Below are 24,487 nucleotides of genomic sequence, written 5' to 3'. Positions count from 1 at the left end.
ACGACTTTCCCTCTTGCGCGGCACGGGGGATGTCATAAGGTACCATATACAACTTGCGAAAAGACAAAAGCTCAAAAGCCACCGCAGCGTGGTACGGGAACACAGGTTCAACACTTGCCAACCTCAAGAGGAGAAGGCCGATGAAACTACACAAGCTCTTGCTGTCAGGAGCGATAGCGCTTTCTGCGCTGTCCATGTCCGCAGCCCATGCGAAAGAATGGAAAACAGTCACTATTACGCTAGAGGGTGCCTACGCCCCGTGGAATGTGACCAACCCCGACGGAACGCTCGGCGGTTTTGAGCCTGAACTGGCTGCTTATCTCTGCAAGGAAATGAAGGTTGAATGCAAGCTTGTTGCCTCCGACTGGGATGGCATGATTCCGGCGCTCAATGCGGGCAAGTTCGATGTCATTATGGATGCGCTGTCCATCACTGACGAGCGCAAGCAGGTTATCGATTTCTCGATTCCCTACGCCAATACCCATGCGGGCTTTGCCACCCAAAAAGACAGCCCTCTGGTCAATGCTGCCGGTACAGGCTCGGTTCTGAAGCTTACGCCGGGTCAAACAGGCGTTGCGGAAATTGAAGCAATGAAGACGGCCTTCAAGGGCAAGACCATCGGCATTCAGGCTGCAACTGTCTATGCCAAGTTCATCTATGACAATTTTGGCAGCATCGCCACGGTGCGCGAATACAAAACAGGCGCGGAACGCGATCTTGATCTTGAGTCCGGCCGTATTGATCTTGCCTTCGATGACGCCGTGTATTTCGGCACCACATTCGAAAAAGCCAATGGCGCACTGGTTTTCACCGGCCCAGAATTCGGCGGCACGCTTTTCGGCATTGGCGAAGGTCTGGGCATTCGCAAGGCTGACACAGACCTGAAGGCGATGTTTGACAAGGCCATCACCGCAGCACTGGCAGACGGCACGGTGAAAACCCTTTCGCTGAAGTGGTTCAAGACTGACGTTAGCCCGTAACTATTCCCACAAGGCGGTAATGTCTTTTGGATGAATAAGGCATTGCCGGACAATGTGAAGCATTTACACTGTCCGGCAATGCCCGCCTATACTCTTGAAACCGGATCAACCGGTCGGAGCGGGAACACAGCTGATGTGGCTAATCGAAGTGCTCGGATTTGGACAGAAGGGCTGGGGCGGTCTGCTGATCGCCGGTGCCGTGATGACCCTTTGCGTGACCATTGTCGCTCTGCTTATCGGCGCTGTGGTCGGCACATTGGTGGCATGGGCCAAACTTTCCGGCGGCGGGGTTCTGCGTACACTCGGCAATGCCTATACAACTGTATTTCGCGGTGTTCCCGAACTTCTGATCATCTATCTCGTCTATTTCGGTGGCTCCGGTGCTGTTACAGCCATCGGGCGTTATCTTGGTTATGAAGGCTTTCTCGGCCTGCCATCCTTTGCCGCGGGTGCGCTGGCGGTCGGCATTATCTCTGGGGCCTATCAGGCGGAAGTCTATCGCGGCGCATTTCTCGCCATCCCCAAAGGTGAACTGGAAGCGGCGGAGGCCATTGGCATGCATCGTGGCTTGCGCTTCCGGCGCATCATTGCCCCGCAGGTGCTTCGTTTCGCTATTCCGGGCATCGGCAATGTCTGGCAGCTCAGCCTGAAAGATTCGGCGCTGGTATCCGTCACCGGCTTGGCGGACCTGATGCGCACCAGCCAGGTTGCTGCGGGGTCCACGCGGCAATATTTCCTGTTCTTTATCGCGGGTGGCTGTCTCTACCTTATTTTGACAAGCCTTTCGGATCGGCTGTTTACGCGGGCGGAACGGCGCGCCAATCGCTCCATGCCATCTTCCTTCGGTCAGGCTTGAGGGAGCGGTTATGGATTTTGCCTTCATTTTCCAGACCATGAAAACCCTGCTGGCAGCCGTGCCGATGACGCTTGGCCTGTTTTTTCTTTCCGTTTCATCAGGCGGTTTGCTGGCATTGTTGATCGTGTGGATGCGTGTCGCCAAAAACCCGATCCTCAGTAATTTCGCCAAGGGTTATATTTTTGTGTTTCGCGGCTCGCCGCTGCTGATCCAGATGTTTCTCGTCTTTTATGGCCTCGGACAGTTCGGCTTCATTCGCTATAGTTTTCTCTGGCCGTTCCTGCGTGAACCCTTTGTTTGCGCAGTCCTTTCGCTCGCCTTGTGTACCGCCGGTTATTCCGCCGAGATTTTTCGTGGCGGTCTGCGTGCTGTTCCGGCCCGTGAAATCGAAGCGGCGCGCTCCATCGGCATGTCCGGTTTTTTGCTGGTACGCCGCATCATTGGACCCATCGCATTCCGCCATGCGCTACCAGCCTATTCGACGGAAATCGTTATGATGGTGAAATCAACAGCGCTCGCCAGCCTTGTGACAGTCTGGGAAGTGACCGGCGTGGCGCAGCGGCTGATCTCGCAGACCTATCGCACCATGGAAGTGTTTCTATGCGCGGCAGTTATCTATCTCGTTCTTAATTTTCTGATCCTGCAGGCCATGGCGCTGCTGGAATATAGGCTTTCACACCATCGGCGCGCTGCCGTTTCGCGTTTGCCGTAAGGAATATCAGCAATGGTGCATGAACACTCCAGCGACCCGAGCACAGCAACCGTCAATCGGCTCTCTGTGCGTAACATCCGCAAGAAATTTGGTTCACTGGAAGTCCTGCGCGGTATTTCTCTGGAAGCCGATGATGGTGATGTGATCTCCATTCTCGGATCGAGCGGTTCGGGCAAATCCACCTTCCTTCGCTGCATCAATCTGCTCGAAATTGCTGACGAAGGCGAAATCTGGGTTGATGGCGAACATATCAACATGGTCAAGAAGCACGGCAAGAACATGCCTGCGAGTTCGAAGCAGGTGGATCATATCCGCGCGGAACTTGGGATGGTGTTTCAGTCCTTCAATCTATGGTCGCATATGACGATCCTGCAGAATGTCATCGAAGGGCCTGTCCATGTGCTGAAACGCCCCAGAGCCGAGTGTATTGCTGAAGCAGAAGCGCTTCTGGAAAAAGTCGGCATTGCAGAAAAGCGCCATGCCTATCCGGCCCATCTCTCCGGTGGCCAGCAGCAACGCGCTGCCATAGCGCGAGCGCTGGCGATGAGACCAAAGGTTATGTTGTTTGACGAGCCCACCTCCGCGCTTGATCCAGAGCTTGTGGGTGAAGTGCTACGCGTCATGCGTGCTTTGGCCGAGGAGGGCATGACCATGCTCGTCGTCACCCATGAAATGAATTTTGCCCGAGACGTCTCGAACCGCGTCGTTTTCATGCGGGAAGGGCAGATCGACTGCACCGGGGCACCCCCAGAGATGTTCAGCGGTGAATCCTCACCCGCATTTCGCCAGTTTATCGGTAATTTCCGAGGCTAGGGCGGCTTACGCTTGCAGCGGCTCTGCGCCGCACAAGCACTGCATCCACTGCAAATCCAGCCATCGCTTCGGCGTCCCGGTTGCCGATGAGGAACGCGGCACGGATAAACCGCGCCAGAACTTTGCGTTCCGGGTCATTGTCGTCCTCGATGCTCAGCTTCCGTGCAGCTTCCTCCAGTGCTTGCTGCATGAGTTGGCCGTCGGCTTTCGAGTAATTCGGATTATCAGTATCTAAAAACGTCAACGACCTTTTCCACCCATTCTTCTAAGTGCATTGACTCAACTTATAGAATAGAAATCCTTCTCATATGAGAAATTCAAAATAATCGCATGATCTTACATGCAGAATGGCTTCTTTTCAATGTGAGTATTGAGTTTGTATTGTGTATATATTCCAAAATAATTTTTGGTTGTTTCGTGGTTTTCATTTGTTGAGGATGAATGTATCGAATGGAATATTAATAACGAAATGCACTCAAGTAGAGCATATTGCGGTAATATCTATACCATTACTTTCAGAATTACTTGTTAGTCGGGGACAATGAGGAATGACGCGCTTCAAGCGCAGCGCAGCCCCAGATGATTCCAACCAGAATATAGAAATGGCGCCAGTGATCCGTATCGATGACATTGCCGACAACCACATGCGAGACATAGGTGAGGTACGCGCAGAGCAGGAAGGGTTGCCACGGGCGATCCCGGAAGAGAATACGCAGCCCCAGACCCAGTGTGAGCATGGTTAGTGTCAGATAACTGATGAAGCCGACCCATCCATAGTCGAGCGCTGCTTTTAGCCAGATATTATGGGTATCTTCGCCGTAGATGGGACCGAATTCCAGAGGCCCAATGCCAAAGGGATGATCAACGGACATCAGCAGGCCGTACCAATGGCGGGCAAAACGTCCGAACTGCGCATCGTCATAGTCTTGTACCAGTTGTGCCCGCGCAAAGAACAGCTCCGAGACGCTGGGGATTTGCAGGGCAATGAGGATGGCAATGAGAAGCACAACCACCGCCAGACCGGCGAGGAAGACAATCCGGAGGCGGAAAAGACGGCTCGGGCTTCGAATGAAAAGCGCAAGGGCAAGGCCGGCAATCACCAGAACCGCCATGCCCCAGGCAGCACGGGAAAAGGAGAGGAAAACACCAAGCGTGAGAATAAGCGTAGGGATGAGGCGCAGCGGCAGGGTTCGCAAATTGCCAACCAATATGCCGTGCACCAGCCAGGCAATCGGCAGAATGAGGAATGGCCCAAACACATTCGGGTCCTTGAACGCACCCATGGCGCGGCCATAACGGGTAAACACATCAGCGCCGGGGAAGGCATCGAAATAGCCTAAAATACCGAGCATGGCGGTACAGACTGCGGCAATGAGATAGCCGTTGAATATTGCTGGCAGGATGCGGTGATTGCCTTCAATGATCGCGGCGAAGAAAACCGATGTGAAGGCAAGAAACAGCGAAACGGCCATATACATGGGTGCTGTCTTGAGGTCTGGCATCTGCGCCACAGATAGCCAACCGCCGAGATTGAAGATGACCAACAGGGCGAGCAGAACAACGACACTGCGGGAAAAGCGCAGGCCGAACAGAGCCCAGACCACGATCAGCACGGCCATATAGAGTTCATAGGGCGCGGGCTCGTTGATGACGAAGCCACTGAGAAAGACGCCGAATCCGACCGCCAGCATCGAGACAAGCTTGATCAGAAAGCGGTTTCTGGCGGCTCTATCGACGCTGGCAAAATCAACGGGGTTAACGGTGGTGCTCAATAGGCGTTGTCCGTGTTGAGCAGACGGACCGGTGTCAGAAACAGGATCTTCAGATCGAACCACAAGGACCAGTTTTCGATGTAGTAGAGATCGAATTCCGTCCGCATTTTGATCTTGTCTTCCGTATCGATCTCGCCGCGCCAGCCATTGATCTGCGCCCAGCCTGTCACGCCCGGCTTGACCCGGTGACGGGCAAAATAGCCGTCCACAACCTCATTGTATAAAAGGTCGTGGGTGTGGGCGGAGATGGCATGGGGCCGGGGGCCGACGAGCGACAGCGTTCCCATCAGGGAATTAAAGAACTGCGGCAGTTCGTCAAGGGATGTCTTGCGGATAATGCGCCCGACACGCGTGACGCGCGGATCATTCTTCACCACCGCATTGCGCGCCGTCGGGTCGCACATTTCCGTATACATGGAGCGGAATTTCCATACTTCGATGATCTCATTGTTGAAGCCATGCCGCTGCTGCTTGAAAATGACCGAGCCCTTGCTTTCCAGCCGGATCGCTATTGCCGTTGCCAGCATGAAAGGGCTGAAAACGATGATTCCAAAAAGGCTGAAAAAGATATCGAAGGCCCGCTTGGCCACCGAATCCCAATCATTGATCGGCTTGTCGAACAGGTCGATCATGGCAATCGAGCCGATATAGGAATAGGCGCGCGGCCGGAATTGCAGGTGATTATTGTGTGCCGAAAGCCTGATATCGACAGGCAGCACCCACAGCTTCTTCAAAAGCGCCAGAACGCGCTCTTCCGCCGTGATCGGCAGGGAGACGATGAGCATGTCAATATGGGCGATACGCGCAAACTCGATAAGTTCGGAAATATTGCCAAGTTTCGGATAACCGGCAACGACGGGTGGCGAGCGCTTGGCGTCACGGTCATCAAACACGCCGCAGATACGGATGTCATTATAGGGCTGCTTTTCAATGGAACGGATCAGGTCTTCGGCAGGCTTGCCGCCGCCAACGATGACAGCGCGGCGCTCCATCTTGCCATTGCGTGCCCAGCGGCGAATAAGCCGGGACATGATCACGCGAAACACAACGAAAAGGACCAGTCCGGATACAAACCAGGCACCAAGCCAGATGCGCGAATAGGCTTCCGAAATTTTCAGGAAGAATGCTGCCAGTGCCATCAGGGCAAATGTGCCGGACCAAGCCATCAGCAGACGGCCGAACCGGGTGAATGGATTGCGCATCACCGCCAGCTGGTAACTATCCGTCAGTTCCAACACCAGCACGCCGACGATAGCGGTTGCAAGAATTGCGAATGTATAGCTGAAGACAACCCCCGGAGCGGGGCCAACATACATCAGAAAAACGGTGATCCCGCTTAGGACGATGATCAGGAATTCGACAATCCGCATGATTCCGCTGATCATGACAGGCGAATTGCTGTTGCGCGCATATTGCGACGCTATCTGATAAGCGACAGGGCTGAGTACCACTTTTTCTTTTGGCGCAGAACCAGCACTGGACGCGAGATCGCGCACGGCATCCCGCGAGAATCTGGTTTCCCCTTTTCTGTCTTTCATGCTGCACCCTGAACGTTTTTTATAGTGCCGTAATAGCACGGATATGATTAAAAATACTTGCATGAAAATGCGCGTTGCAGCGGTGGTTCAGGGATTCAAGGCAGCGAAATACTCACTCTCAAGCTGAGTTGCCATGGTGTGCACGCTGAACCTTTGCCGCAGTAAGTTGCTATCAGGGAGCGCGGCGCGAAACGCAGTCAGGTCGCTGAGTACAACAAGCATTTTCTCGGCGAGCTCTTGCGGATCTGGACGTACCAGAGCAGGGGAATCATTGCCCAATATTTCGGGGATGCCGCCGATATGGCTGGTGATAACGGGCCTGCTGGCAGCCAGCGCTTCCAGCACGATATAGGGCAGGGCCTCTGCTCGGGACGGAATCACCACGACTTTGGCGAGGCGGAATGCTTCCCGTGCCTGCATGGGTTTGAAGAAGCGGATATGCGCACCGATTCCAACTGCTAAAGCTTGCTTTTCAAGGCTCGCACGTTCCGCACCGTCGCCCACGATCACGCCGGATAGCGCACGCCCACTTGCGATGCTCGCTTTGGCCAGTGCGTCAATGAAGATATCCGGGCCTTTCAGGGTGCGCAGTTCGCCGATGAACAGGAAGTCCGCTGCATCCTTATTGGCCTGAACCGGTTCAAAATCCTTATCCGCGAGGCCATTATAGATCAGTGCCGATTTACAGCGCGGCGCACCAATCTTGCTGGTGTAAACACTGCGTTCAAAGGCCGAAACAAAGATGATCCGGTCGGTCATCCTCTCCATAATCTTCTCAATGAAGAAAATCCCGCGCCCCGCCATTGTGGACGGGTCATAATGGAGACTGCCCCCATGCGGCGAATAAAAACGGGCAATGCGGTTTCCCGACAGTCGTAGTAGCGAGCCAAATATCCTGGCATAGGTACCGCCCTTGGCGCCGTGACCATGCAGGATATCGGGTTGCATTGCTTTAATTGTCCTGTACGTGCGGACGGCGGCGATAGCATCGCCCGGGCCGATCTGCCGTTGCATGGCAATGCGCTTAAGCCCCAATACGAGCTTGTCCTGCATATCTGAGAGCAGGGCTTCTTCGAAATCGCCGCCGGTTGATGCATCGCAAACGACGCCCACCTGATGTCCTGCTTCTATCTGGGCATCAATCAAATCGCGCACGTGGCGGAATATTCCTCCGACAGGTGCGCGAAAGCAGTGAACAATTCGAAGGGACTGTTTGTCGATCATAGAGGAAGATCAGAAGAAGCGCTCACGTACATAGACCGTATCTCCGGGCAGGACTGGATCGGAAATGGTCACGCGGCCCGTCAGGATTTCGCCATTGAGCTGGCGCGTAATATCCACATCCGCCTGATTGGCGCGGGCACTGAAACCACCGGCAGCAGCAATGGCCTTCTGGGCGGTCATTCCGGGAACGTAGGAATACTGACCGGCTGCACCGACTTCACCCATTACGAAGATCGGGCGGTAGCGGTCAATTTCCACCGCAACATCAGGATCGCGCAGGTAGCCCTTGCGCAGCTTGGCTGCAACGGCTGCCTCGATCTGCTGAATGGTCTTGCCCCGGGCGGGAACACTACCGATCAGCGGCACGGAGATATAGCCGGCCTGATCGATGCTATAGGTGTTGGTAATGCCTTCCTGTTCAAAGACGGTCAGGCGTATCCGGTCGCCCGCATCGAGCAGATAAGGCTTGTTGATGGCTTCGTGGAATGCCGCAGGGGCAGGGCGATAACTCGCACAGCCGCCAAGTGCCATGGACACAACGCTGATCGCTACCAGAAAGATTTGCTTGCTGAACACCGTAAATACCCTTGCAACAATGGCGACGAATTCGCTCGACTCTGTGCGGGATTATCAGTTCATTAGGGTTAATGGCTGGTAAATTGCGCTGATACTTTAGTTATGCCGTGTTCTTGATAGTTCTGAATATTTTAACCCGCTGGTTACCATAGGTCTTTACCATTGCGGCATTCAAAGTGGAGTGGGGAATGCCTCGGGCTGGCTCTGTCGATAGTGACGTAGATATTGATATCGGCGCTCTCTTTGCCAGTTTATGGCAAAACAGGGTGCGGGTTCTGCTGGGCGCAATCTTCCTGACATTGCTGGCATTCCTTATCCTTTCGTTCATTTCGCCGAAATACCGCGCCGAAACGCGCATTCTCATCGAGACACGCGAATCTGTCTTTACGCGCCCTACTGGCGATCAGGGTGATGACCGGCCAGTTCTCGACCAGGAGGGAATCAAGAGCCAGGTGGAACTCATCGGCTCATCGGACCTGTTGAAGCGGGTCATCGCAAAACTTGATCTTGGAAACAATGCGGAACTGGCTGCTGGCGCTGAACCTTCGGCGATCAAGCGTCTGCTCGCCGGGATCGGTCTTGCCGCCGATCCTGATGCGACGGCGCGGGATGACTATATCCTGCAGGCAGTGCGGGATCGTCTGCTTGTCTATAGCGTGCAGAATTCTCGTGTGATCGTTATCCAGTTTTCGTCGAAGGACCCGGCGCTTTCTGCCACCGTGCCCAACGCTATTGCCGATGAATATGTTTCAACGCAGCAGGCGTCGAAGTCACAATCCAACGCGGATGCCACCGGGTGGCTTGAGCCTGAGATTGCTGATTTGAGCAAGCGGGTGAAGGACGCCGAAGCCAAGGTTGCTGCCTATCGCAGCTCGTCCGACCTGTTGATTGGCCAGAACAATGCTGTTCTGGCGACACAACAACTGTCCGAACTGTCTTCAGAACTGTCGCGCGTGCGTGCCAACAAGGCGGCAAGCGAGGCCAATGCTGCCAGCGTCCGCACTGCGCTTGCCAAGGGCGCGCCGGTGGAGACACTGCCAAGTGTCATGGCGTCGCCGCTGATCCAGCGGCTGCGTGAACGCCAGGTTCAGCTCAATAATGATATCGCCGATCTCTCAGCCTCCCTGTTGAGCGGTCATCCGCGCATCAAGGCTTTGCGTTCGCAACTGGCTGATCTTAACCAGCAGATCAGGCTCGAAGCCCGCAAGGTACTGACAGGTCTTGAGAGTGAAGCGGAGACCGCGCGCCTGCGCGAGACAGAACTGAACCGCTCCCTGAACGGCCTGAAGGCACAATCCTCCAAGGCTGGGGAAGAAGAAGTTGAACTGCGGGCATTGGAGCGCGAAGCAACAGCGCAGCGGCAACTGCTTGAATCCTATCTTACCCGCTACCGCGAGGCGTCATCGCGTACCGATCGCGGTTATCTGCCGGCGGATGTGCGAATTTTCTCGCGTGCCGACAAGCCGATAGAGCCATATTTCCCGAAAGTGCTGCCGATGACCGCGGCTGCTTTTGTCGCGTCTCTACTGATCTTAAGCATTGGAACACTGCTCAGTGCGCTTTTCAGCGGACGGGCATTGCGTCCGGCACATGCGGTTCGCGCGAAAGCTGCTCCCGTCGAAGCGAAAGTCGTGACATCCAAGCCAGTTGTGTTGGCTCCGGTTGCAGAAACCATCACCACACCTCACAAGGATGAACCGCTAGCACCAGCTGTGGCGGCGCCAATATTCACGCCGTCCGCCACAAGCGTTGAACATCCAGCAGATCATTCCGGTATTTCGGCGGTTGCTGACCGTTTGATGGCAAGCGGCGCGGCGCGCGCTGTGATCGTCTCGCCCGAGGGCGACGAAGCATCGGCCTTGACCATTCTGCTGGTGCGGGAACTTGCCGATCGCGGTGTCAGGGTTGTGCTGCTTGATATGACCGGATCGGGCCAGATGGGCCGTTCCATGCTCGACGGCCAGAATCTCGCTGGCATGACTGATCTTCTGGCCAGCGAACAGCCGTTCAGCGAAGTCATTCATGCCGATCACTACTCGCAGGCGGAAATTATTCCGCTAGGCACCCATGATCCTGCAAAAGCCATGCAGTCTATCGGGCGGCTGCCGATGATCCTCAATGCCTTGCAATCAGCCTATGATCTGGTGGTGGTGGATAGCGGACCAGCCACGGCGGACGAACTGAAACACATTGTGGATGATGGCTCTGAGCTTGTTATGAGCCTGATCAACCCTGATGATGCAGACGTTAAGGCGATATCCATGGCGATTTTCGACGGCGGCTTTATCAAACCGGAGCTTCTGACCCCATTCAAGGATGGTGCGTTGGAGCTTGATGACGGTGCGATTATCCGCACGACACTCTAATTGCGCCCCAACAATCGCGACCGCATTTTCTTCACTGCCGTCCAGAGACGCTCATTCTTCTTGATGCCGCGCAGGAGTTCGCCGCGTGTGGCGAGATATCCTGCATAGGCTTTGCCTTTGCCTGTCAGGCTGATTTGCGTGTCATAGACAGCTGTCTCAAGATCGCACCAGCTGCGTTTGTACGGCTCGTCACCAACGCCAAAACTGTAAACCGACAAGCTGGTTTGGCAACTGTCCTTGATATCTTCAAAGAACAGGAATTCGCCGGGACTGGCATTGTTCAACTCGTCTTCGGTAATGCCGATGAAATCGATGAAAGTCTGGCTTTTCGCCCAGGATTTACCAAGCACGGCACGATATTGCCCGGCAACCTCAAGCGCCTTGAGCTGGAACAGAGGATTTCCCTTCCCGGCATGCCGCATAAAAAGCTCTTTGAAGAACCTCTGGATTGTCTGCGGTTCAAAAGTATTCCTGATGCCGGATTTCGCGAATTTTACCGCCTTGTTTGTAAGGTAGTTCTCAAGCATGGCATCGGTTTCACCTGAGGTTGTGGCGGTGACAACCCGGTATCCGCCTGCTTCCTCAAACTTGCGAACGGTATTGCGGTATTTTTTCCATTTTCGCTTGGCGTTATGGCGCTCGAGAACCGTCTGAAAATTCCGGTCAAGCGTGATGGCGAGACTGATATTGGCATTCTCCCGGCTTGGAAGCTGCAGAAGTGGGTTTTCATAACCATCCAATGTCGGAAGTTGCCGTTCCAGCGATATGAGGTCGATATCTGCCCGCACCCGATGCAAGGCATCGAACAGGCGTTTCAGATCATCACTGGTGATCTGATGCGCAGGAGAAATGCCCGGAAAGTTACAATTGGCATGCGGGCCGCCGGGATAGGCGGCAACCCGGCACGGTCCCATCTGATTGATCTCCAGCGGCAGAATGAAAACGGCTGTTTCTCCCGCATATAGGCAGGCAACAAGGCAGTCGCGATTAACATTGGATTGCCATAGGGAAAACCAGTCAGACGTTTGAGCCGGCCCGAACACATAGGTTTCGGGAAGTGATTGCCACAACTCCGCTATTTCACCGGGTTCAGCAATGATTTTTGCATCGAGTCGTTGACGAGTCATTGCTGTTTCCAGTGAAAGTGGCGTTGCATCAAATGCCACCACATTGATCAACCTTATATAAACATTTAGTCTGCAAGAAAGGCTGCTCAGAACCTCGTCTCATAATGCCTTAATTAGCGCGAATTGGTGAAGGAATGGTCCACGCGGCCGACTTGATACGGAAGGCTGTGATGCGACTGGCCTGGCATACGGGTTTTGCATCAACTGCGCGCGACCATTTTGGCGGATTAGGGTCTGTCATCATGCTGCATCGGGTGCGCCCCGATTGTATCAGCCCATTGGGTGTCACCCGTTCCCTGTCCATCACACCGGCCTTTCTCGAACGGATCATTGTCTCATTGAAAGCTGAAGGCACCGAATTCATTTCGATGGATGAGGTGGTCGAACGCGTGAAGGCGGGAAGGCGGCCCGATCGGCGCTTTGTCGCCGTGACGCTCGATGATGGCTATAATGATAATTTTTACCATGCCTATCCTGTCTTCCAGAAGTATTCAGTACCTTTCACCGTTTATGTAGCGCCGGGATTTATCGAGGGCGCTACCGTTCTGTGGTGGGAAGTGGTGGAAAGTCTCGTGGCCAAGGCGGACTTTGTCAGGATTCCGGGTGGTCCGGAATGGCGTTGCAGTACGCTCTTCCAGAAAAGATCAGCATTTCATGCGCTTATGCGGTATTTCTCATACACGCTGAACGAAATCGAGCAGATGCCGGTTCTGCGTGAACTGTGTGAAGCCGAAGGGATGGTGTGCGGTGTGGCGCAGGATCGCGACGTCATGAGTTGGAGCGAGCTGCGCCAGATGAACAGCGATCCACTATGTACGATTGGCGGCCATACGGTTCACCACTACAACTTGAAAAAGCTGACCTCGGGAATGGTGGAGCAGGAAATGCGCCTGTCAGCCGATATGATCGAAGACAAGCTTGGGGCGCGGCCGCAGCATTTTGCCTTTCCCTATGGTTCAGCCAAGGCGGCAGGCAAGCGCGAGGCGGAAATTGCCGCAGCTGAGGGCTTTCAGTCAGCAGTGACGACCCGGCATGGCACCATTCACGTTGAACACAGCAACAATCTGCATGCTTTGCCGCGAATCTCCATCAATGGCCGTTTTCAAAAACTGGTCTATGCCCAGACGATGATGAGCGGGGTCACGACGCCGATCGCCAATGCGGGACGACGCGTCATACAGGCCTGAATTCAGGCTTTCTTCTTCGGCGGTTTTTCCATCCAGCTGATGATGAACATGGCCGGAATAACCCAGAGCAGGCCGGTTCCAAGAAAATAAATCAGGTGAATCCATGGGCTGGCATTGGCAAGCAGCGCCACAGCAAAAATCGTTGCGACGATGGCGTAGACGCAAACCAGAGTGACCAGCAGGACGGTTCCGATAAGTTTCTTGAGCCGTACAGGCATTCATCCACTCCAATCGAGATCATTATTCTTTTGGGGACTGGTCTACCGGGTTAAACCGCACGCGCAAAGCAAAAAAGCCCACCAGGGGTTAAAAACGCGACGGCTTGTCGCGTAACTCCCGCTTGTCATCCCCATGCTTATGCTGCACCTATCGGCTCAGGCCGTAAACTCATCGATATGGTCAAAAGCCTCATACCAGTTCGATCCGATTGATGAGTTTACGGCCTGATGACAGGAGTGTTTTGAATGGCTGCCCACACCATGTCCGAAGGCGCTGTGTCCTCGGCCCGGGATCGCGAAGCCCGCAACCGCAGAATGATCCGCATCTGGCTTTATCTCGTGCTGATAGTGCTTGCGACGATTGTATTGGTTGGTGGCGCGACACGCATGACGGGCTCTGGCCTTTCGATCACCGAGTGGAAGCCGATCCATGGCATCATCCCGCCACTAAGCCATGAGCAGTGGCTCGAGGAGTTCGACAAATACAAGCTCATTCCCCAGTATGAACAACTCAACAAGGGCATGAGTCTGGGCGAATTTCAGCGTATTTTCTGGTGGGAGTGGTCACACCGCTTTCTGGCGCGTGGAGTTGGCTTTCTCGTGGCTATTCCGCTTGCCTTCTTCTGGCTCACGGGTCGGCTTGAGCGGCTGTTGCAACCCCGGATGATCGTTATTCTGGCGCTTGGCGGCCTGCAGGGTGCTGTCGGCTGGTGGATGGTGGCCTCAGGCTTGAGCGGCCGCGTGGATGTTAGTCAGTATCGTCTGGCAACCCATCTGACGCTCGCCTGCATCATCTTTGCCGCGGTAATGTATGTGGCGCGCGGTCTGGCTGTCTATTCCGAACGACCCGCCGACCGGCCCACGCAACGCCTTGCCGGATGGTTGGTGCTGTTTGTCTTTATCCAGATTTATCTCGGGGCGCTGGTTGCCGGGCTCGATGCCGGGCTTTCCTACAATACATGGCCGTTGATGGATGGGGCAGTCGTTCCCGGCGATATGTTCCCGATCCAACCGATCTGGCACAATTTCTTTGAAAATCCGAAGCTGGTGCAGTTTGTCCATCGCTGCTTTGCCTATTTTGTGCTGCTTGCGGCACTCTGGCAGGCATTTGCTACGGTGCGCCGCTTGCCCGGCACCACCCACGCGCGGCGCGCCATATTTATGGTTGTTCTGGTGCTGCTGCAGGCCGCCATCGGCATTACCACGCTATTGATGCAGGTGCCGATGAGCCTTGGCCTTTTGCATCAGGGATTTGCCATTGTGATTCTCGGCTTTGCCGTGGCTCACTGGCGCGCCACCAAGGGCGCGTATCCTTCGGAAGCGAAAATTGGTGCTGGTTACGGCGTGTAATCTGTATTTGCAGGCAGACTCGGTGTAGTGATTTGAGAGCTTCGCTGGCTATGGTCTGCGAAGCTTTCCCGCCGCTTCGAAAGCCAGAATCATGATCCTAAGTGCGAGACGCTCCACGGCCGCTGTGACAGGTCTGGCAGTCACGCAGATCGTCAGCTACGGCACACTCTATTACAGCTTCAGCATCCTCGAACCCGCCATGGCTCAGGAATTCGGCCAATCGCGCGAATGGCTCTATGCGGCATTTTCCGGAACGCTTCTGATTGGCGGCATTGTCTCCCCATGGTCAGGCCGCTGGGCTGACAGGTTCGGGGCAGGGCGGGTGATGACATTCGGCTCGCTCGCCGCCACCTTGTCGCTGCTTCTCTGCGTCCTATCGCAGAATTGGCTCTGGTTTGCTCCGGCGCTTGTCACAACCGGCATGGCAACGCCGTTCATTCTTTACAACACTGCCTTCGCGGTTCTCGTGCAGATCGATCCGCAGATGGCCTCACGCCGCATTACCTATTTGACGTTGATCGCGGGGTTTTCCTCCACCTTGTTCTGGCCGCTGGCCACTCGTTTGCTGACGGTTTTTACGTGGCGTGAGATTTATCTGTTCTATGCGGGCCTACAGTTTTTCATCTGTTTTCCTATCCATTTCTGGTTGTCACAGATGACACGGCGCTCGCCAAAACTGCATGGGGAAGTCTCTCAGGAACCAACTTATGCCATCAGTGGGCTATTGCCGCTTGAAAGCAGACGTTCCGCGCTGCTGCTCATCATGGCCGGGTTTTCGCTGGCAAGCTTTTCGCTTTCAGCCATGCTTGTGCATCTCGTGCCGGTGCTTGCTGCCGTTGGTGTTGGCACGTCAGCTGTGCTTGTCGGTGCCATTTTTGGCCCGTCGCAATTTGCCGCCCGATTGGTCAACATGGTTTTTGGCAACAAGCTTTCTGCCATGTCGATTGCAGTTTTATCGACCGCGCTTATTCCCCTGTCGTTCATGATGCTCATTGCCCCGGAACCCATGCCGCTTGTTGTCGGCGCGGTGCTGTTCGCCATGCTGTTTGGTATGGGATCAGGTCTCAACAGCATTGTGCAGGGCACATTGCCGCTCGCCCTGTTTGGTCATCAGGGCTATGGCGAGATTCTGGGAAAGATCACATCGGCACGGCTGATCGTTTCATCATCCGCGCCATTCATTTTCGCTTTCATCATGGAAAAGCTGGGGCCCACGCTGGCGCTGTCAGTTGCAGCTTTCGTTGGAATTCTTGGGGTTGTGACCTTCCTGACGGTGGCAGGACTGGTCAGGCGCTCAATCCAGTGATGCCCGCACGCGCTGTACGGCCCTTGCTACGGCAAGGCTTAGTTCCGCTTCGTCAAAATTCTCATCTTCCGTATGCCACGACGCCGACAGACAGGCGTGGCTCATCGCATAATTGAGGATGGTGCGGATATCCCGGTTGAATGCGCGGGAAAATGTCAGAGCCATCGTGGCAATGCGCTGCTCGCTCGCGCGCAAATCCTGCCGCTCTAATGGATTATAGAACATATTGGCGGCGTCATACATCGGATCGCCCAGAAGCCCCTTGGGATCGATGACCAGCCAGCCGCGATCCCCCAGAAGAATATTCTCATGATGGATATCGCCATGCAGTGGCTGAACATCCACTGGGTTATCGAGCAGATGGTCAACCACCTTGGCCGCTTCGACAAAAAGACTGTCTGTGCCATTTTGCTGATCAATATCCGCCTTCAGGAACAGGCTGGCAAACTGTTCGCGCAGCGGGCGCAGGTCCGATGCAAAAGGTCTGTTGTTGCCGCTATTGTTCAAAAGCTTCAACATAACATCAACCGCGATAGCCGTGGCGGCATCATCGCCATGTTCATTGAGATGGTCGAGCAGGGTGCGGCTGCCCGCATATTCGAGTAGCAGCAGGTTGCCTTGCTCAGCCAGCACACGGATGGCGCCATTACCATCGTGCCAGTCGAGATAATGCACACCGCGCAGCTCTTCCTGCATGCCAGTTGCATTGAGCGCCTTGACGATAGCGGGCGTACCATTGTCCAGCCGCACCTTGATGATGCGGCTGGTATCGGTTTCAACGATCAATTCAGGCGAGGAGATCTGCCATTCCGCAGGAAAAACCTCCGGAATGCGATCAGCCATTGTTCAGCATGAGGTCCAGATTTTGCACCGCCGCACCCGAGGCGCCCTTGCCGAGATTGTCGAGCACAGCGACGAGATTGACCTCTCCCTGACCCGGCGTGCCCAGCACAAACAACTTCATGATGTCTGTATCGCGCAGTTCCTCCGCGTCGATCCTTGCCAATGCTGCACTTTCAGCCAGCGGCACGACCTGCACAATGTTCTGGCCGTCATAATGTGCCTGCAAGGCTGCGTGGATGGTTTCAAGCGAGGCATTGCCGTTGAGATCACCGGTGAATATAGGGACCTGAACGATCATACCCTGCGCAAAGCGGCCAACACTGGGGCTGAAAATCGGACGCCGGTCCAGATGGCCATGGGTCTGCAACTCGGGTACATGCTTATGCTTGAGTGGCAGGCCGTAAAGGAAGTTGTTGGCGCTGATATGATCAGGATTAGCAGGGTCTTCCATCTGCGCGATCATCTGCTTGCCGCCGCCGGTATAGCCGGACACCGCATTGACAGCGATTGGGTAATCGCCGGGGAGAATACCCGCATCGCGCAAGGGACGAACCAGCGAAATCGCGCCGGTCGGATAGCAGCCGGGATTGGCAACCAGCCGCGCATCGGCAATCTTCTGCCGCTGCGCGCGATCCAGCTCTGCAAAGCCATAGGCCCAATCGGGGTGAATCCGGTGCGCCGTGGACGTATCGATGATCCGAGTGGAGTTATGCCCTTCAAGAATAGACACAGCTTCCTTCGACGCATCATCAGGCAGGCAGAGAATGGCCACATCAGCGCCCTTCAGGAAATCGGTGCGCAGATCCTTGTTGCGCCGCTCAGCTTCCGGAATGGACAACACTTCCAGATCATGACGGCCCGCAAGCCGCGTCCGGATTTGTAGTCCCGTGGTGCCGTGTTCGCCGTCGATAAAGATTTTCGGTTTCATGTGAGTTGCCTTTAGAGCTTGGTATTCAGTGAGTTAGCGAGAAAACCGGATTCAACATATAAGAACCCTGAATCAAATTATCAGCTTCATCGCTTGGCTTTTTTCTCAGCAAGAATACCAAGATAGTACATCGCTATTGTGGCACCCGCGATTGCCGTTACATCCGCATGGTCATAAGCAGGTGCGACTTCAACCACGTCGGCGCCGACAATGTTGAGTTCGGTCAAATGCCGCAGCACGGAAAGGATTTTAGCCGAGGATGGACCACCCGCAACAGGCGTGCCGGTACCGGGCGCAAATGCCGGGTCAAGACAATCAATGTCAAAGGTCAGATAGACCGGTTTGCCTGCGGTGCGCTTGATGATCGCCTTGGCAATCTCGGCGGCAGACATTTCTTCCACTTCATAGCCATAAACAATCTGCAAGCCGCAATCATCTGGCGCATGGGTGCGGATACCCACCTGAATCGAATGGGCAGGATCGATAACGCCGTCCCGTGCCGCACGCCCGACAAATGAGCCGTGATCGATGCGCTTGCCGTCATCATACCATGTGTCCTGATGCGCATCGAATTGCACAAGCGCAACCGGACCATGCCTGGCAGCATGCGCTTTCAGAATTGGCCAAGTGACGAAGTGATCGCCACCCATGGAGAGCAGGAATGCACCTGATTTAATGATTTTGGTTGCTTCCCGCTCGATCGTTGCAGGGGTTTTCTGGTGATTGCCATAGTCAAGCAGGCAATCACCGTAATCAATCACGGCGAGGTCTTCAAACAGATCGCGCTGGAACGGATATTGCGGATCATTGTCAAAAATTGCCGATGCCCGCCGGATCGCCTGCGGACCAAACCGCGCACCCGGCCGGTTGGAAACAGCCGCATCGAAAGGAATGCCCCAGACAACCACTTCCGCACCGTTGAGATTCTTGGTGTAGCGCCGGCGCATGAACGAAAGCGCACCCGCATGCGTCGGATCGCTCGCTGCGCTGGTCAATGTCCGTGCGGTGAAGGCGTGATCGATGGTCTTCGATGGCATTGGATTTCTAACTCCGGGGAATTCTGCATCTTCATCTTTGCGGCGAAGCTACCGTAAACGCATTTATTGGCAACAAAAAAGCGGACCCGAAGGCCCGCTTTTTGTTCTGTCCAATTGAAACGCTGTATTAGCGCTTCGAGAACTGGAAGGAACGACGGGCCTTCGCCTTGCCGTACTTCTTACGTTCAACAACGCGGCTGTCGCGTGTAAGGAAACCACCCTTCTTCAGAACACCGCGCAGGGCAGGTTCGAAGTAGGTGAGAGCCTTGGAAATGCCATGACGAACGGCACCGGCCTGACCGGACAGACCACCACCGGCAACAGTAGCGATGATGTCGTACTGGCCAGCGCGGTTGCTAGCAACGATTGGCTGCTGCAGGATCATCTGGAGAACCGGACGGGCAAAATACTTGCCGTATTCCTTATCGTTGACGATGATCTTGCCGGAACCTGGCTTGATCCAGACGCGGGCAACCGCATCCTTACGCTTGCCGGTTGCATAGGCACGGCCTTTGGCATCAAGCTTCTGGACATGAACCGGTGCAGCTGCCTGCGTCGATGCGGCGGCAGTACCGAGATCTGCGAGCGAGTTGAGCTCAGCCATTCTTATGCGCTCCTTTTGTTCTTGGAATTCAGCGCGCCAACGTCGAGGACTTCTGGTGCCTGAGCTTCATGTGGGTGATTGGAACCTGCGTAAACGCGGAGGTTCTTCATCTGGCGACGGCCGAGCGGGCCACGGGGAACCATGCGCTCGATAGCCTTTTCAACGACGCGTTCCGGAAAACGGCCTTCGAGCAGCTGACGGGCAGTGCGTTCCTTGATGCCACCTGGGTGGCCGGTGTGCCAGTAGTAAACCTTGTCGGTAAACTTCTTACCGGTGAGTGCAACCTTTTCAGCATTGATGATGATGACATTGTCGCCATCGTCAACGTGAGGGGTAAAGGTTGCTTTGTGCTTGCCGCGCAGGATGTTGGCAACGATGGAAGCGAGACGTCCGACGACGAGGCCTTCGGCGTCAATCAGGATCCACTTTTTCGTCACATCTGCTGGCTTCTGAGTGAAGGTAGCCATTGTGTTCGTCCTTGAGATCATCCTTCATAAAAGAAGGCTTTTCTTGTTGCTTGCGTTGTGTGGATGGTCGCCATTCACACAACAGTTAAATGCCGCAGGAAGAACCTACGGCAGTCGAGGGGTTCAATACCGGCCTATACTGATTGCGTCAAGCGGATGTTTTTCTGGTTTTTGACAAATTAAATAATTAAAACAATGGTTTAAGAAAAAGGTATTATATTACCACATAATTTCGGCAGGATTTTCTGCGTTTTTGGTGCCTACAGGCTCGTTTTCCATAGCAGGCTCATCAACGCGGTGGAATCGAATAGGTCGCGGTTGCATGGGCCACGAGTTCATTATCTCCACCATTGGTCAGCGATATATCCACCACGGCGAGCCGTTTGCCCAGCTTGAGCAGCTTTGCCGTGGCATCGATAGGGCCGAGTTCCGGCTTGCGCAGAAAGTTGATGTTGAGGTTAGTCGTCACAGCCAGCGCTACCGGGCCGATCTGGGCCAGGATCGCGATATAGGCGGCAATATCGGCAAGGGCAAACAGCGTCGGGCCTGATACGGTCCCGCCGGGACGCAAATGTTTGTCCGCCGGGTCAAGTCGCATGGTGGCATACCCCGGACCCGCGCCAGTCACCGTATAAGCCACGCCATCTGCATTCACCTGTGGGAATTCACGCTCGAGAAAAGCTGTTAACGCTTCTACATTCATTGCAGTCCCCACAGGTACGCTCCATCTGTTCTCACAGCACATTCACTGATATTCCTAGCCATCCGTGTCTTCTTTGCAAGGAAGCCAGCCATGAAATTGCTTCGAACCACGCTGTTTGTCATCGCCGTTCTTGCGGCGAGCACTGTGACACCGTCCTTCGGCCAGACTGCGCCGCAGATTGAACCGTTCAGCCTGCCTGTGCGACCGGTGACACTCACACAGGACATTATAAAGCGCTTCCTTTACAGCTTTGCCGCCGTGGGTGCGCAGATGAAGCAGGAAGCGGCCGGCAATGCCACTTCACCGGAAGCGGCGGCGCGGCTGGACAGGAAAGCGGCGGAATACGGCTTCAAGGATTTCAATGACTGGGGCGAAACCACGCGAACGATCATGGTGACCTATCACTGGCTTACCAATCCTGATCCGCGCGAGGAGGTGGAAAAGGCGATTGCTACCATCCCATCAACCCCTAATCTCACGGACAAGCAGAAGGCCGATATGATCGATGGTCTGAAAGCAGGGCTGGAAACGGTGGAGAAGGCACGGCCGTCACCGGAGAATCTGGCTATCGTCAAAAAGCATTTAAGTTCGATCAAACCGCTTTATAAACAATGGACAAGTCTCTGATAGGGGGCGTCTGCGCATAGAAATGAGGAGCAATATGGGAGAAGTTCACGTTATCCGGAAGGATGAACCAATCATCGGGTATGAACTCATCTCGGGCGTGCTGCGCCTGACATTGCAGAATCCACCTGCCAATGCGCTCTCGATTGCCATGATGCAATTGCTTCTGGATCATCTGCTCGTCGCGCGTGATGACAAGGCGGTCCGCGTCATCATTATCGATTCGGCGCAAAAGCTGTTTTCAGCCGGACATGACCTCAAGGAATTGACGGCGCACCGGCAGGACGCTGACCGTGGCCGCGCATTTTTCGAACAGACGATGAAGCTCTGTGCCGAACTGATGCAGGCGATCGTGCACCATCCAAGGCCGGTGATTGCTGCTGTTGATGGCCTTGCAACAGCTGCCGGTTGCCAGCTTGTGGCCTCCTGCGATCTTGCCATCTGCTCCGACAAATCCACTTTCTGCACGCCCGGCGTCCATATTGGTCTGTTCTGTTCCACGCCCATGGTCGCACTATCGCGGAATGTTTCGCGCAAACAGGCGATGGAGATGCTGCTGACCGGCGAGACGATCGATGCTTCGACAGCGCGGGAATTTGGCCTTATCAACCGGGTGGTGCCGCAGGAGTACCTGAATCCGATTGTCAGGAAATACGCCCAAACCATTGCAGAGAAATCGACTTTGACCGTTAAGATTGGCAAGGAAGCCTTTTACCGGCAGGCGGAAATGGGCCTGTCTGATGCCTATGATTATACGGCTGAGGTGATGGTGGAAAACATGCTGGCACGCGATGCGGAAGAAGGCATCAATGCCTTCATCGAAAAGCGCAAGCCGGAGTGGAAGGGCGAATAACGGCATGGATCACGATTATTATCCTGACGACTATATCAGCGGCATTCTATCATCGGTCAAAACCATCGCCATGGTCGGCGCCTCCGCCAATGAGGTGCGGCCGAGCTTTTTTGTGATGAAATATCTGATCGATAAGGGCTACCGGGTGATCCCCGTTAATCCGGGGCAGGCGGGCAAGGAAATCCTTGGGCAAAAGGTCTATGCGCGTCTTGCCGATATCCCTGAACCCATCGACATGATCGATGTATTTCGTGCTTCCGATGCAGTGCCTGCGATTGTTGACGAAGTTCTGGCGCTGGACCCACTACCCAAAGTCATCTGGACCCAACTGACCGTTCGCCACGATGAAGCGGCGCGCAAAGCCGAGGCTGCGGGTATTCAGGTGGTCATGAATCGCTGCCCGAAGATTGAATATGCGCGGCTGTGCGGCGAAATTGGCTGGAGCGGCGTGAATTCCCGCATCCTTTCGGCGAAAAAACCGCAGATGCGGCAAGGGTTCCAGAGTTTTGGTTTAAGACAGCCAAAATGATTTGGCGTTAGAGCCGCAATCCCATAGCCTCGGGCAAATCATTGATGACAGGGAGATGAACCATGGCGCATCGCGCACCCGGAATTGAAACTCTTGCCGTCCACGCGGGCGCCCAGCCCGATCCGGCAACGGGAGCGCGTGCTACGCCGATTTACCAGACGACAGCTTTTGTTTTCGATGATGCCGACCATGCGGCATCGCTGTTTGGCCTCAAAGCGTTCGGCAATATCTACACGCGCATTACCAATCCGACCAATGCGGTGCTTGAGGAGCGGGTGGCGGCGCTAGAAGGCGGAACCGCTGCACTTGCTGTCGCATCGGGCCATGCGGCGCAGCTGCTGGTTTTTCACACATTGATGCAGCCCGGCGATAATTTCATCGCCTCCAAAAAACTTTATGGCGGTTCGATCAACCAGTTCGGCCAGTCGTTCAAATCTTTTGATTGGCTTGTGCGCTGGGCGGAACCGGATGATCTCGCCTCGTTCGAAGCCCAGATCGATGACCGGACCCGCGCCATATTCATCGAAAGCTTTGCCAATCCGGGTGGTATCGTCACCGATATCGAGGCGATTGCCGAAATCGCCCACAAACATGGTCTGCCGCTGATCGTCGACAATACACTGGCATCCCCCTATCTCATCCGGCCCATCGAATATGGCGCCGATATCATCGTTCATTCCATGACCAAATTTCTGGGTGGTCATGGCAATTCGATGGGCGGTGTGATTGTTGATTGCGGCACCTTCGACTGGTCAAAATCCGGTAATTATCCGCTGCTATCCGAGCCGCGCAGCGAATATAATGGCATCGTCCTGCACGAAACATTTGGCAATTTCGCCTTTGCTATTGCCTGCCGCGTGCTTGGTTTGCGCGATCTTGGACCAGCCTTGTCGCCGTTCAACGCTTTTCAGATTCTGACGGGAATTGAGACCTTGCCGCTGCGCATGCAGCGCCATGCGGATAATGCGCTGAAAATAGCCGAATGGCTTTCCACCCACGAGAAAGTGGCTTGGGTCAGCTATGCGGGACTTCCAAACGATCCATACCATGCTTTGCAGCAAAAATATGCGCCGCGCGGTGCCGGCGCTGTTTTCACCTTTGGCTTGAAAGGCGGCTACGAAGCGGGCGTGAAACTGGTCGAGCACCTGCAGCTGTTTTCGCATTTGGCCAATATTGGCGATACAAAATCCCTGATTATCCATCCCGCATCGACCACGCACCGGCAGTTGAGCGACGCGCAAAAGGTGGCCGCAGGAGCGGGACCCGATGTGGTGCGGCTATCGATTGGTATCGAGACTGTCGAAGACCTTATCTCTGATCTCGATCAGGCGCTGACAAAGGCAGGATGAACCCATGACACATTTTGTCCGTATCGATTTCGGTAGCATTGACCCTGAACACGGCGCGCCGGCGCCGGACCGGGTTATCTCGGGCGATCCGCAATTTCGCACTTGGAACTGCGATGAGGCGGAAGGCGGTCTTTATGCCGGGATTTGGGAGGCAACACCGGGCAAGTGGCGCATTTCCTATGATGAATGGGAGTTCTGCCACATCCTGTCCGGCCGCTCGATTGTCACGGAAGAGGGTGGTGAAGAGCGCCATCTGGAGGCCGGGGATAGTTTTGTACTGAAACCGGGCTTTCGCGGCACCTGGGAGGTGATTGAAACCACCCGCAAGGAATATGTAATCCGGTTGTGAGGCGCTCCTATCTCCCTCGTGGTGAGCCCGTCGAACCACGCACCAAGCTTTGAGCCGGGCAGTCTGGCACGAACAGTTCATCGTGGTTCGACAAGCTCACCATGAGGGAGAGGGGTGGTTGCAGGGAGTCAAGTTCTGCACCATTGGCGATGTTTTTGCATCTTTTGCGATTAGCC

The 24,487-nt window shown here is 54.9% G+C and carries 26 protein-coding genes; 13 read left to right on the top strand and 13 right to left on the bottom strand.

Annotation, left to right across the window (positions count from 1 at the left end; translation table 11 throughout):
* Positions 1 to 140: 140 nt before the first annotated feature.
* The 4 genes from BLU05_RS19840 to BLU05_RS19825 all read left to right on the top strand — a co-directional run bounded on the left by BLU05_RS19840 (position 141) and on the right by BLU05_RS19825 (position 3,361).
* Positions 141 to 980, top strand: coding sequence for a transporter substrate-binding domain-containing protein (locus tag BLU05_RS19840; RefSeq protein ID WP_091883855.1), 840 nt, complete (start codon positions 141 to 143; stop codon positions 978 to 980).
* A gap of 133 nt (positions 981 to 1,113) precedes the next feature.
* Entirely contained in the window at positions 1,114 to 1,836 is a 723-nt protein-coding gene (locus BLU05_RS19835; RefSeq protein ID WP_091883853.1) for an ABC transporter permease, read from the top strand.
* Positions 1,837 to 1,846: 10 nt separating this feature from the next.
* The gene (locus BLU05_RS19830; protein ID WP_091883850.1) at positions 1,847 to 2,548 is read left to right on the top strand and encodes an ABC transporter permease; all 702 of its coding nucleotides are present in this window, start codon (positions 1,847 to 1,849) and stop codon (positions 2,546 to 2,548) included.
* Positions 2,549 to 2,560: 12 nt separating this feature from the next.
* Positions 2,561 to 3,361 (top strand): ABC transporter ATP-binding protein, encoded by an 801-nt coding sequence (locus BLU05_RS19825; RefSeq protein ID WP_091883848.1) that lies wholly within the window; start codon positions 2,561 to 2,563, stop codon positions 3,359 to 3,361.
* On the opposite strand, the gene BLU05_RS19820 is transcribed toward BLU05_RS19825, so the two are convergent.
* The 5 genes from BLU05_RS19820 to BLU05_RS19800 all read right to left on the bottom strand — a co-directional run bounded on the left by BLU05_RS19820 (position 3,339) and on the right by BLU05_RS19800 (position 8,426).
* Complete coding sequence (locus BLU05_RS19820) at positions 3,339 to 3,605, bottom strand: hypothetical protein (RefSeq protein ID WP_091883845.1); 267 nt, start codon at positions 3,603 to 3,605, stop codon at positions 3,339 to 3,341. The genes BLU05_RS19825 and BLU05_RS19820 overlap by 23 nt on opposite strands.
* Before the next feature lie 277 nt (positions 3,606 to 3,882).
* Positions 3,883 to 5,133, bottom strand: coding sequence for an O-antigen ligase family protein (locus BLU05_RS19815; protein ID WP_244518442.1), 1,251 nt, complete (start codon positions 5,131 to 5,133; stop codon positions 3,883 to 3,885).
* Positions 5,130 to 6,671 (bottom strand): undecaprenyl-phosphate glucose phosphotransferase, encoded by a 1,542-nt coding sequence (locus BLU05_RS19810; protein ID WP_091883842.1) that lies wholly within the window; start codon positions 6,669 to 6,671, stop codon positions 5,130 to 5,132. The genes BLU05_RS19815 and BLU05_RS19810 overlap by 4 nt, the downstream gene beginning before the upstream one ends.
* An 87-nt stretch (positions 6,672 to 6,758) precedes the next feature.
* Positions 6,759 to 7,895 (bottom strand): glycosyltransferase family 4 protein, encoded by a 1,137-nt coding sequence (locus tag BLU05_RS19805; RefSeq protein WP_091883840.1) that lies wholly within the window; start codon positions 7,893 to 7,895, stop codon positions 6,759 to 6,761.
* 9 nt (positions 7,896 to 7,904) lie between these two features.
* Entirely contained in the window at positions 7,905 to 8,426 is a 522-nt protein-coding gene (locus BLU05_RS19800) for a polysaccharide biosynthesis/export family protein (protein ID WP_091884100.1), read from the bottom strand.
* Between the two features lie 233 nt (positions 8,427 to 8,659).
* Here BLU05_RS19800 and BLU05_RS19795 point away from each other — a divergent pair, with 233 nt between their 5' ends.
* Positions 8,660 to 10,837, top strand: a complete 2,178-nt coding sequence (locus BLU05_RS19795) for a GumC family protein (RefSeq protein ID WP_091883837.1) — start codon at positions 8,660 to 8,662, stop codon at positions 10,835 to 10,837.
* On the opposite strand, the gene BLU05_RS19790 is transcribed toward BLU05_RS19795, so the two are convergent.
* On the bottom strand, positions 10,834 to 11,964 hold the full coding sequence (locus BLU05_RS19790; RefSeq protein WP_139210493.1) for a GNAT family N-acetyltransferase: 1,131 nt from the start codon (positions 11,962 to 11,964) through the stop codon (positions 10,834 to 10,836). The two genes, BLU05_RS19795 and BLU05_RS19790, sit on opposite strands and share 4 nt — an antisense overlap.
* Positions 11,965 to 12,134: 170 nt before the next feature.
* Here BLU05_RS19790 and BLU05_RS19785 point away from each other — a divergent pair, with 170 nt between their 5' ends.
* Positions 12,135 to 13,151, top strand: a complete 1,017-nt coding sequence (locus tag BLU05_RS19785; RefSeq protein ID WP_175540678.1) for a polysaccharide deacetylase family protein — start codon at positions 12,135 to 12,137, stop codon at positions 13,149 to 13,151.
* Positions 13,152 to 13,153: 2 nt separating this feature from the next.
* On the opposite strand, the gene BLU05_RS19780 is transcribed toward BLU05_RS19785, so the two are convergent.
* The gene (locus BLU05_RS19780) at positions 13,154 to 13,369 is read right to left on the bottom strand and encodes a DUF2842 domain-containing protein (protein ID WP_091883830.1); all 216 of its coding nucleotides are present in this window, start codon (positions 13,367 to 13,369) and stop codon (positions 13,154 to 13,156) included.
* 246 nt (positions 13,370 to 13,615) lie between these two features.
* On the opposite strand from BLU05_RS19780, the gene BLU05_RS19775 reads away from it, so the two are divergent.
* On the top strand, positions 13,616 to 14,719 hold the full coding sequence (locus BLU05_RS19775) for a COX15/CtaA family protein (protein WP_091883828.1): 1,104 nt from the start codon (positions 13,616 to 13,618) through the stop codon (positions 14,717 to 14,719).
* A 91-nt stretch (positions 14,720 to 14,810) separates the two neighbouring features.
* On the top strand, positions 14,811 to 16,025 hold the full coding sequence (gene arsK / locus BLU05_RS19770) for an arsenite efflux MFS transporter ArsK (RefSeq protein ID WP_091883825.1): 1,215 nt from the start codon (positions 14,811 to 14,813) through the stop codon (positions 16,023 to 16,025).
* Here the strand turns inward: arsK and BLU05_RS19765 are convergent.
* The 6 genes from BLU05_RS19765 to BLU05_RS19740 all read right to left on the bottom strand — a co-directional run bounded on the left by BLU05_RS19765 (position 16,014) and on the right by BLU05_RS19740 (position 20,607).
* Entirely contained in the window at positions 16,014 to 16,868 is an 855-nt protein-coding gene (locus tag BLU05_RS19765) for an aminoglycoside phosphotransferase family protein (protein WP_091883823.1), read from the bottom strand. The two genes, arsK and BLU05_RS19765, sit on opposite strands and share 12 nt — an antisense overlap.
* Positions 16,861 to 17,796, bottom strand: coding sequence for an N-acetyl-gamma-glutamyl-phosphate reductase (gene argC / locus BLU05_RS19760; protein ID WP_091883820.1), 936 nt, complete (start codon positions 17,794 to 17,796; stop codon positions 16,861 to 16,863). Before argC ends, BLU05_RS19765 begins: the two co-directional genes overlap by 8 nt.
* Before the next feature lie 86 nt (positions 17,797 to 17,882).
* Complete coding sequence (gene speB, locus BLU05_RS19755; protein ID WP_091883818.1) at positions 17,883 to 18,833, bottom strand: agmatinase; 951 nt, start codon at positions 18,831 to 18,833, stop codon at positions 17,883 to 17,885.
* 127 nt (positions 18,834 to 18,960) lie between these two features.
* A complete protein-coding gene (gene rpsI / locus BLU05_RS19750) occupies positions 18,961 to 19,437 on the bottom strand; it encodes a 30S ribosomal protein S9 (RefSeq protein ID WP_091883816.1) in 477 nt (158 codons plus the stop codon).
* A gap of 2 nt (positions 19,438 to 19,439) precedes the next feature.
* A complete protein-coding gene (rplM, locus tag BLU05_RS19745) occupies positions 19,440 to 19,904 on the bottom strand; it encodes a 50S ribosomal protein L13 (protein WP_091883815.1) in 465 nt (154 codons plus the stop codon).
* A gap of 289 nt (positions 19,905 to 20,193) precedes the next feature.
* Positions 20,194 to 20,607 carry a PaaI family thioesterase gene (locus BLU05_RS19740; RefSeq protein WP_175540677.1) on the bottom strand — a complete coding sequence of 138 codons (414 nt, stop codon included), beginning with the start codon at positions 20,605 to 20,607 and terminating at the stop codon, positions 20,194 to 20,196.
* A gap of 90 nt (positions 20,608 to 20,697) precedes the next feature.
* Between BLU05_RS19740 and BLU05_RS19735 the strand changes: the two genes are divergently transcribed.
* From BLU05_RS19735 to BLU05_RS19715, 5 genes are all read left to right on the top strand, one after another.
* Positions 20,698 to 21,234 carry a hypothetical protein gene (locus BLU05_RS19735; protein WP_091883812.1) on the top strand — a complete coding sequence of 179 codons (537 nt, stop codon included), beginning with the start codon at positions 20,698 to 20,700 and terminating at the stop codon, positions 21,232 to 21,234.
* Between the two features lie 34 nt (positions 21,235 to 21,268).
* Complete coding sequence (locus BLU05_RS19730) at positions 21,269 to 22,084, top strand: enoyl-CoA hydratase (protein ID WP_091883810.1); 816 nt, start codon at positions 21,269 to 21,271, stop codon at positions 22,082 to 22,084.
* Between the two features lie 4 nt (positions 22,085 to 22,088).
* Entirely contained in the window at positions 22,089 to 22,613 is a 525-nt protein-coding gene (locus BLU05_RS19725; protein WP_091883809.1) for a CoA-binding protein, read from the top strand.
* 62 nt (positions 22,614 to 22,675) lie between these two features.
* Positions 22,676 to 23,962, top strand: a complete 1,287-nt coding sequence (locus BLU05_RS19720) for an O-acetylhomoserine aminocarboxypropyltransferase (RefSeq protein WP_091883807.1) — start codon at positions 22,676 to 22,678, stop codon at positions 23,960 to 23,962.
* A 4-nt stretch (positions 23,963 to 23,966) separates the two neighbouring features.
* Positions 23,967 to 24,311, top strand: a complete 345-nt coding sequence (locus tag BLU05_RS19715) for a cupin domain-containing protein (RefSeq protein WP_091883806.1) — start codon at positions 23,967 to 23,969, stop codon at positions 24,309 to 24,311.
* Positions 24,312 to 24,487: the final 176 nt, after the last annotated feature.

This window comes from Phyllobacterium sp. OV277, from assembly GCF_900104355.1.
Lineage (GTDB): Bacteria > Pseudomonadota > Alphaproteobacteria > Rhizobiales > Rhizobiaceae > Phyllobacterium.
The sequence above is the reverse complement of the archived record's forward strand: the minus strand, read 5'-3'. Positions and strand labels throughout refer to the sequence as shown.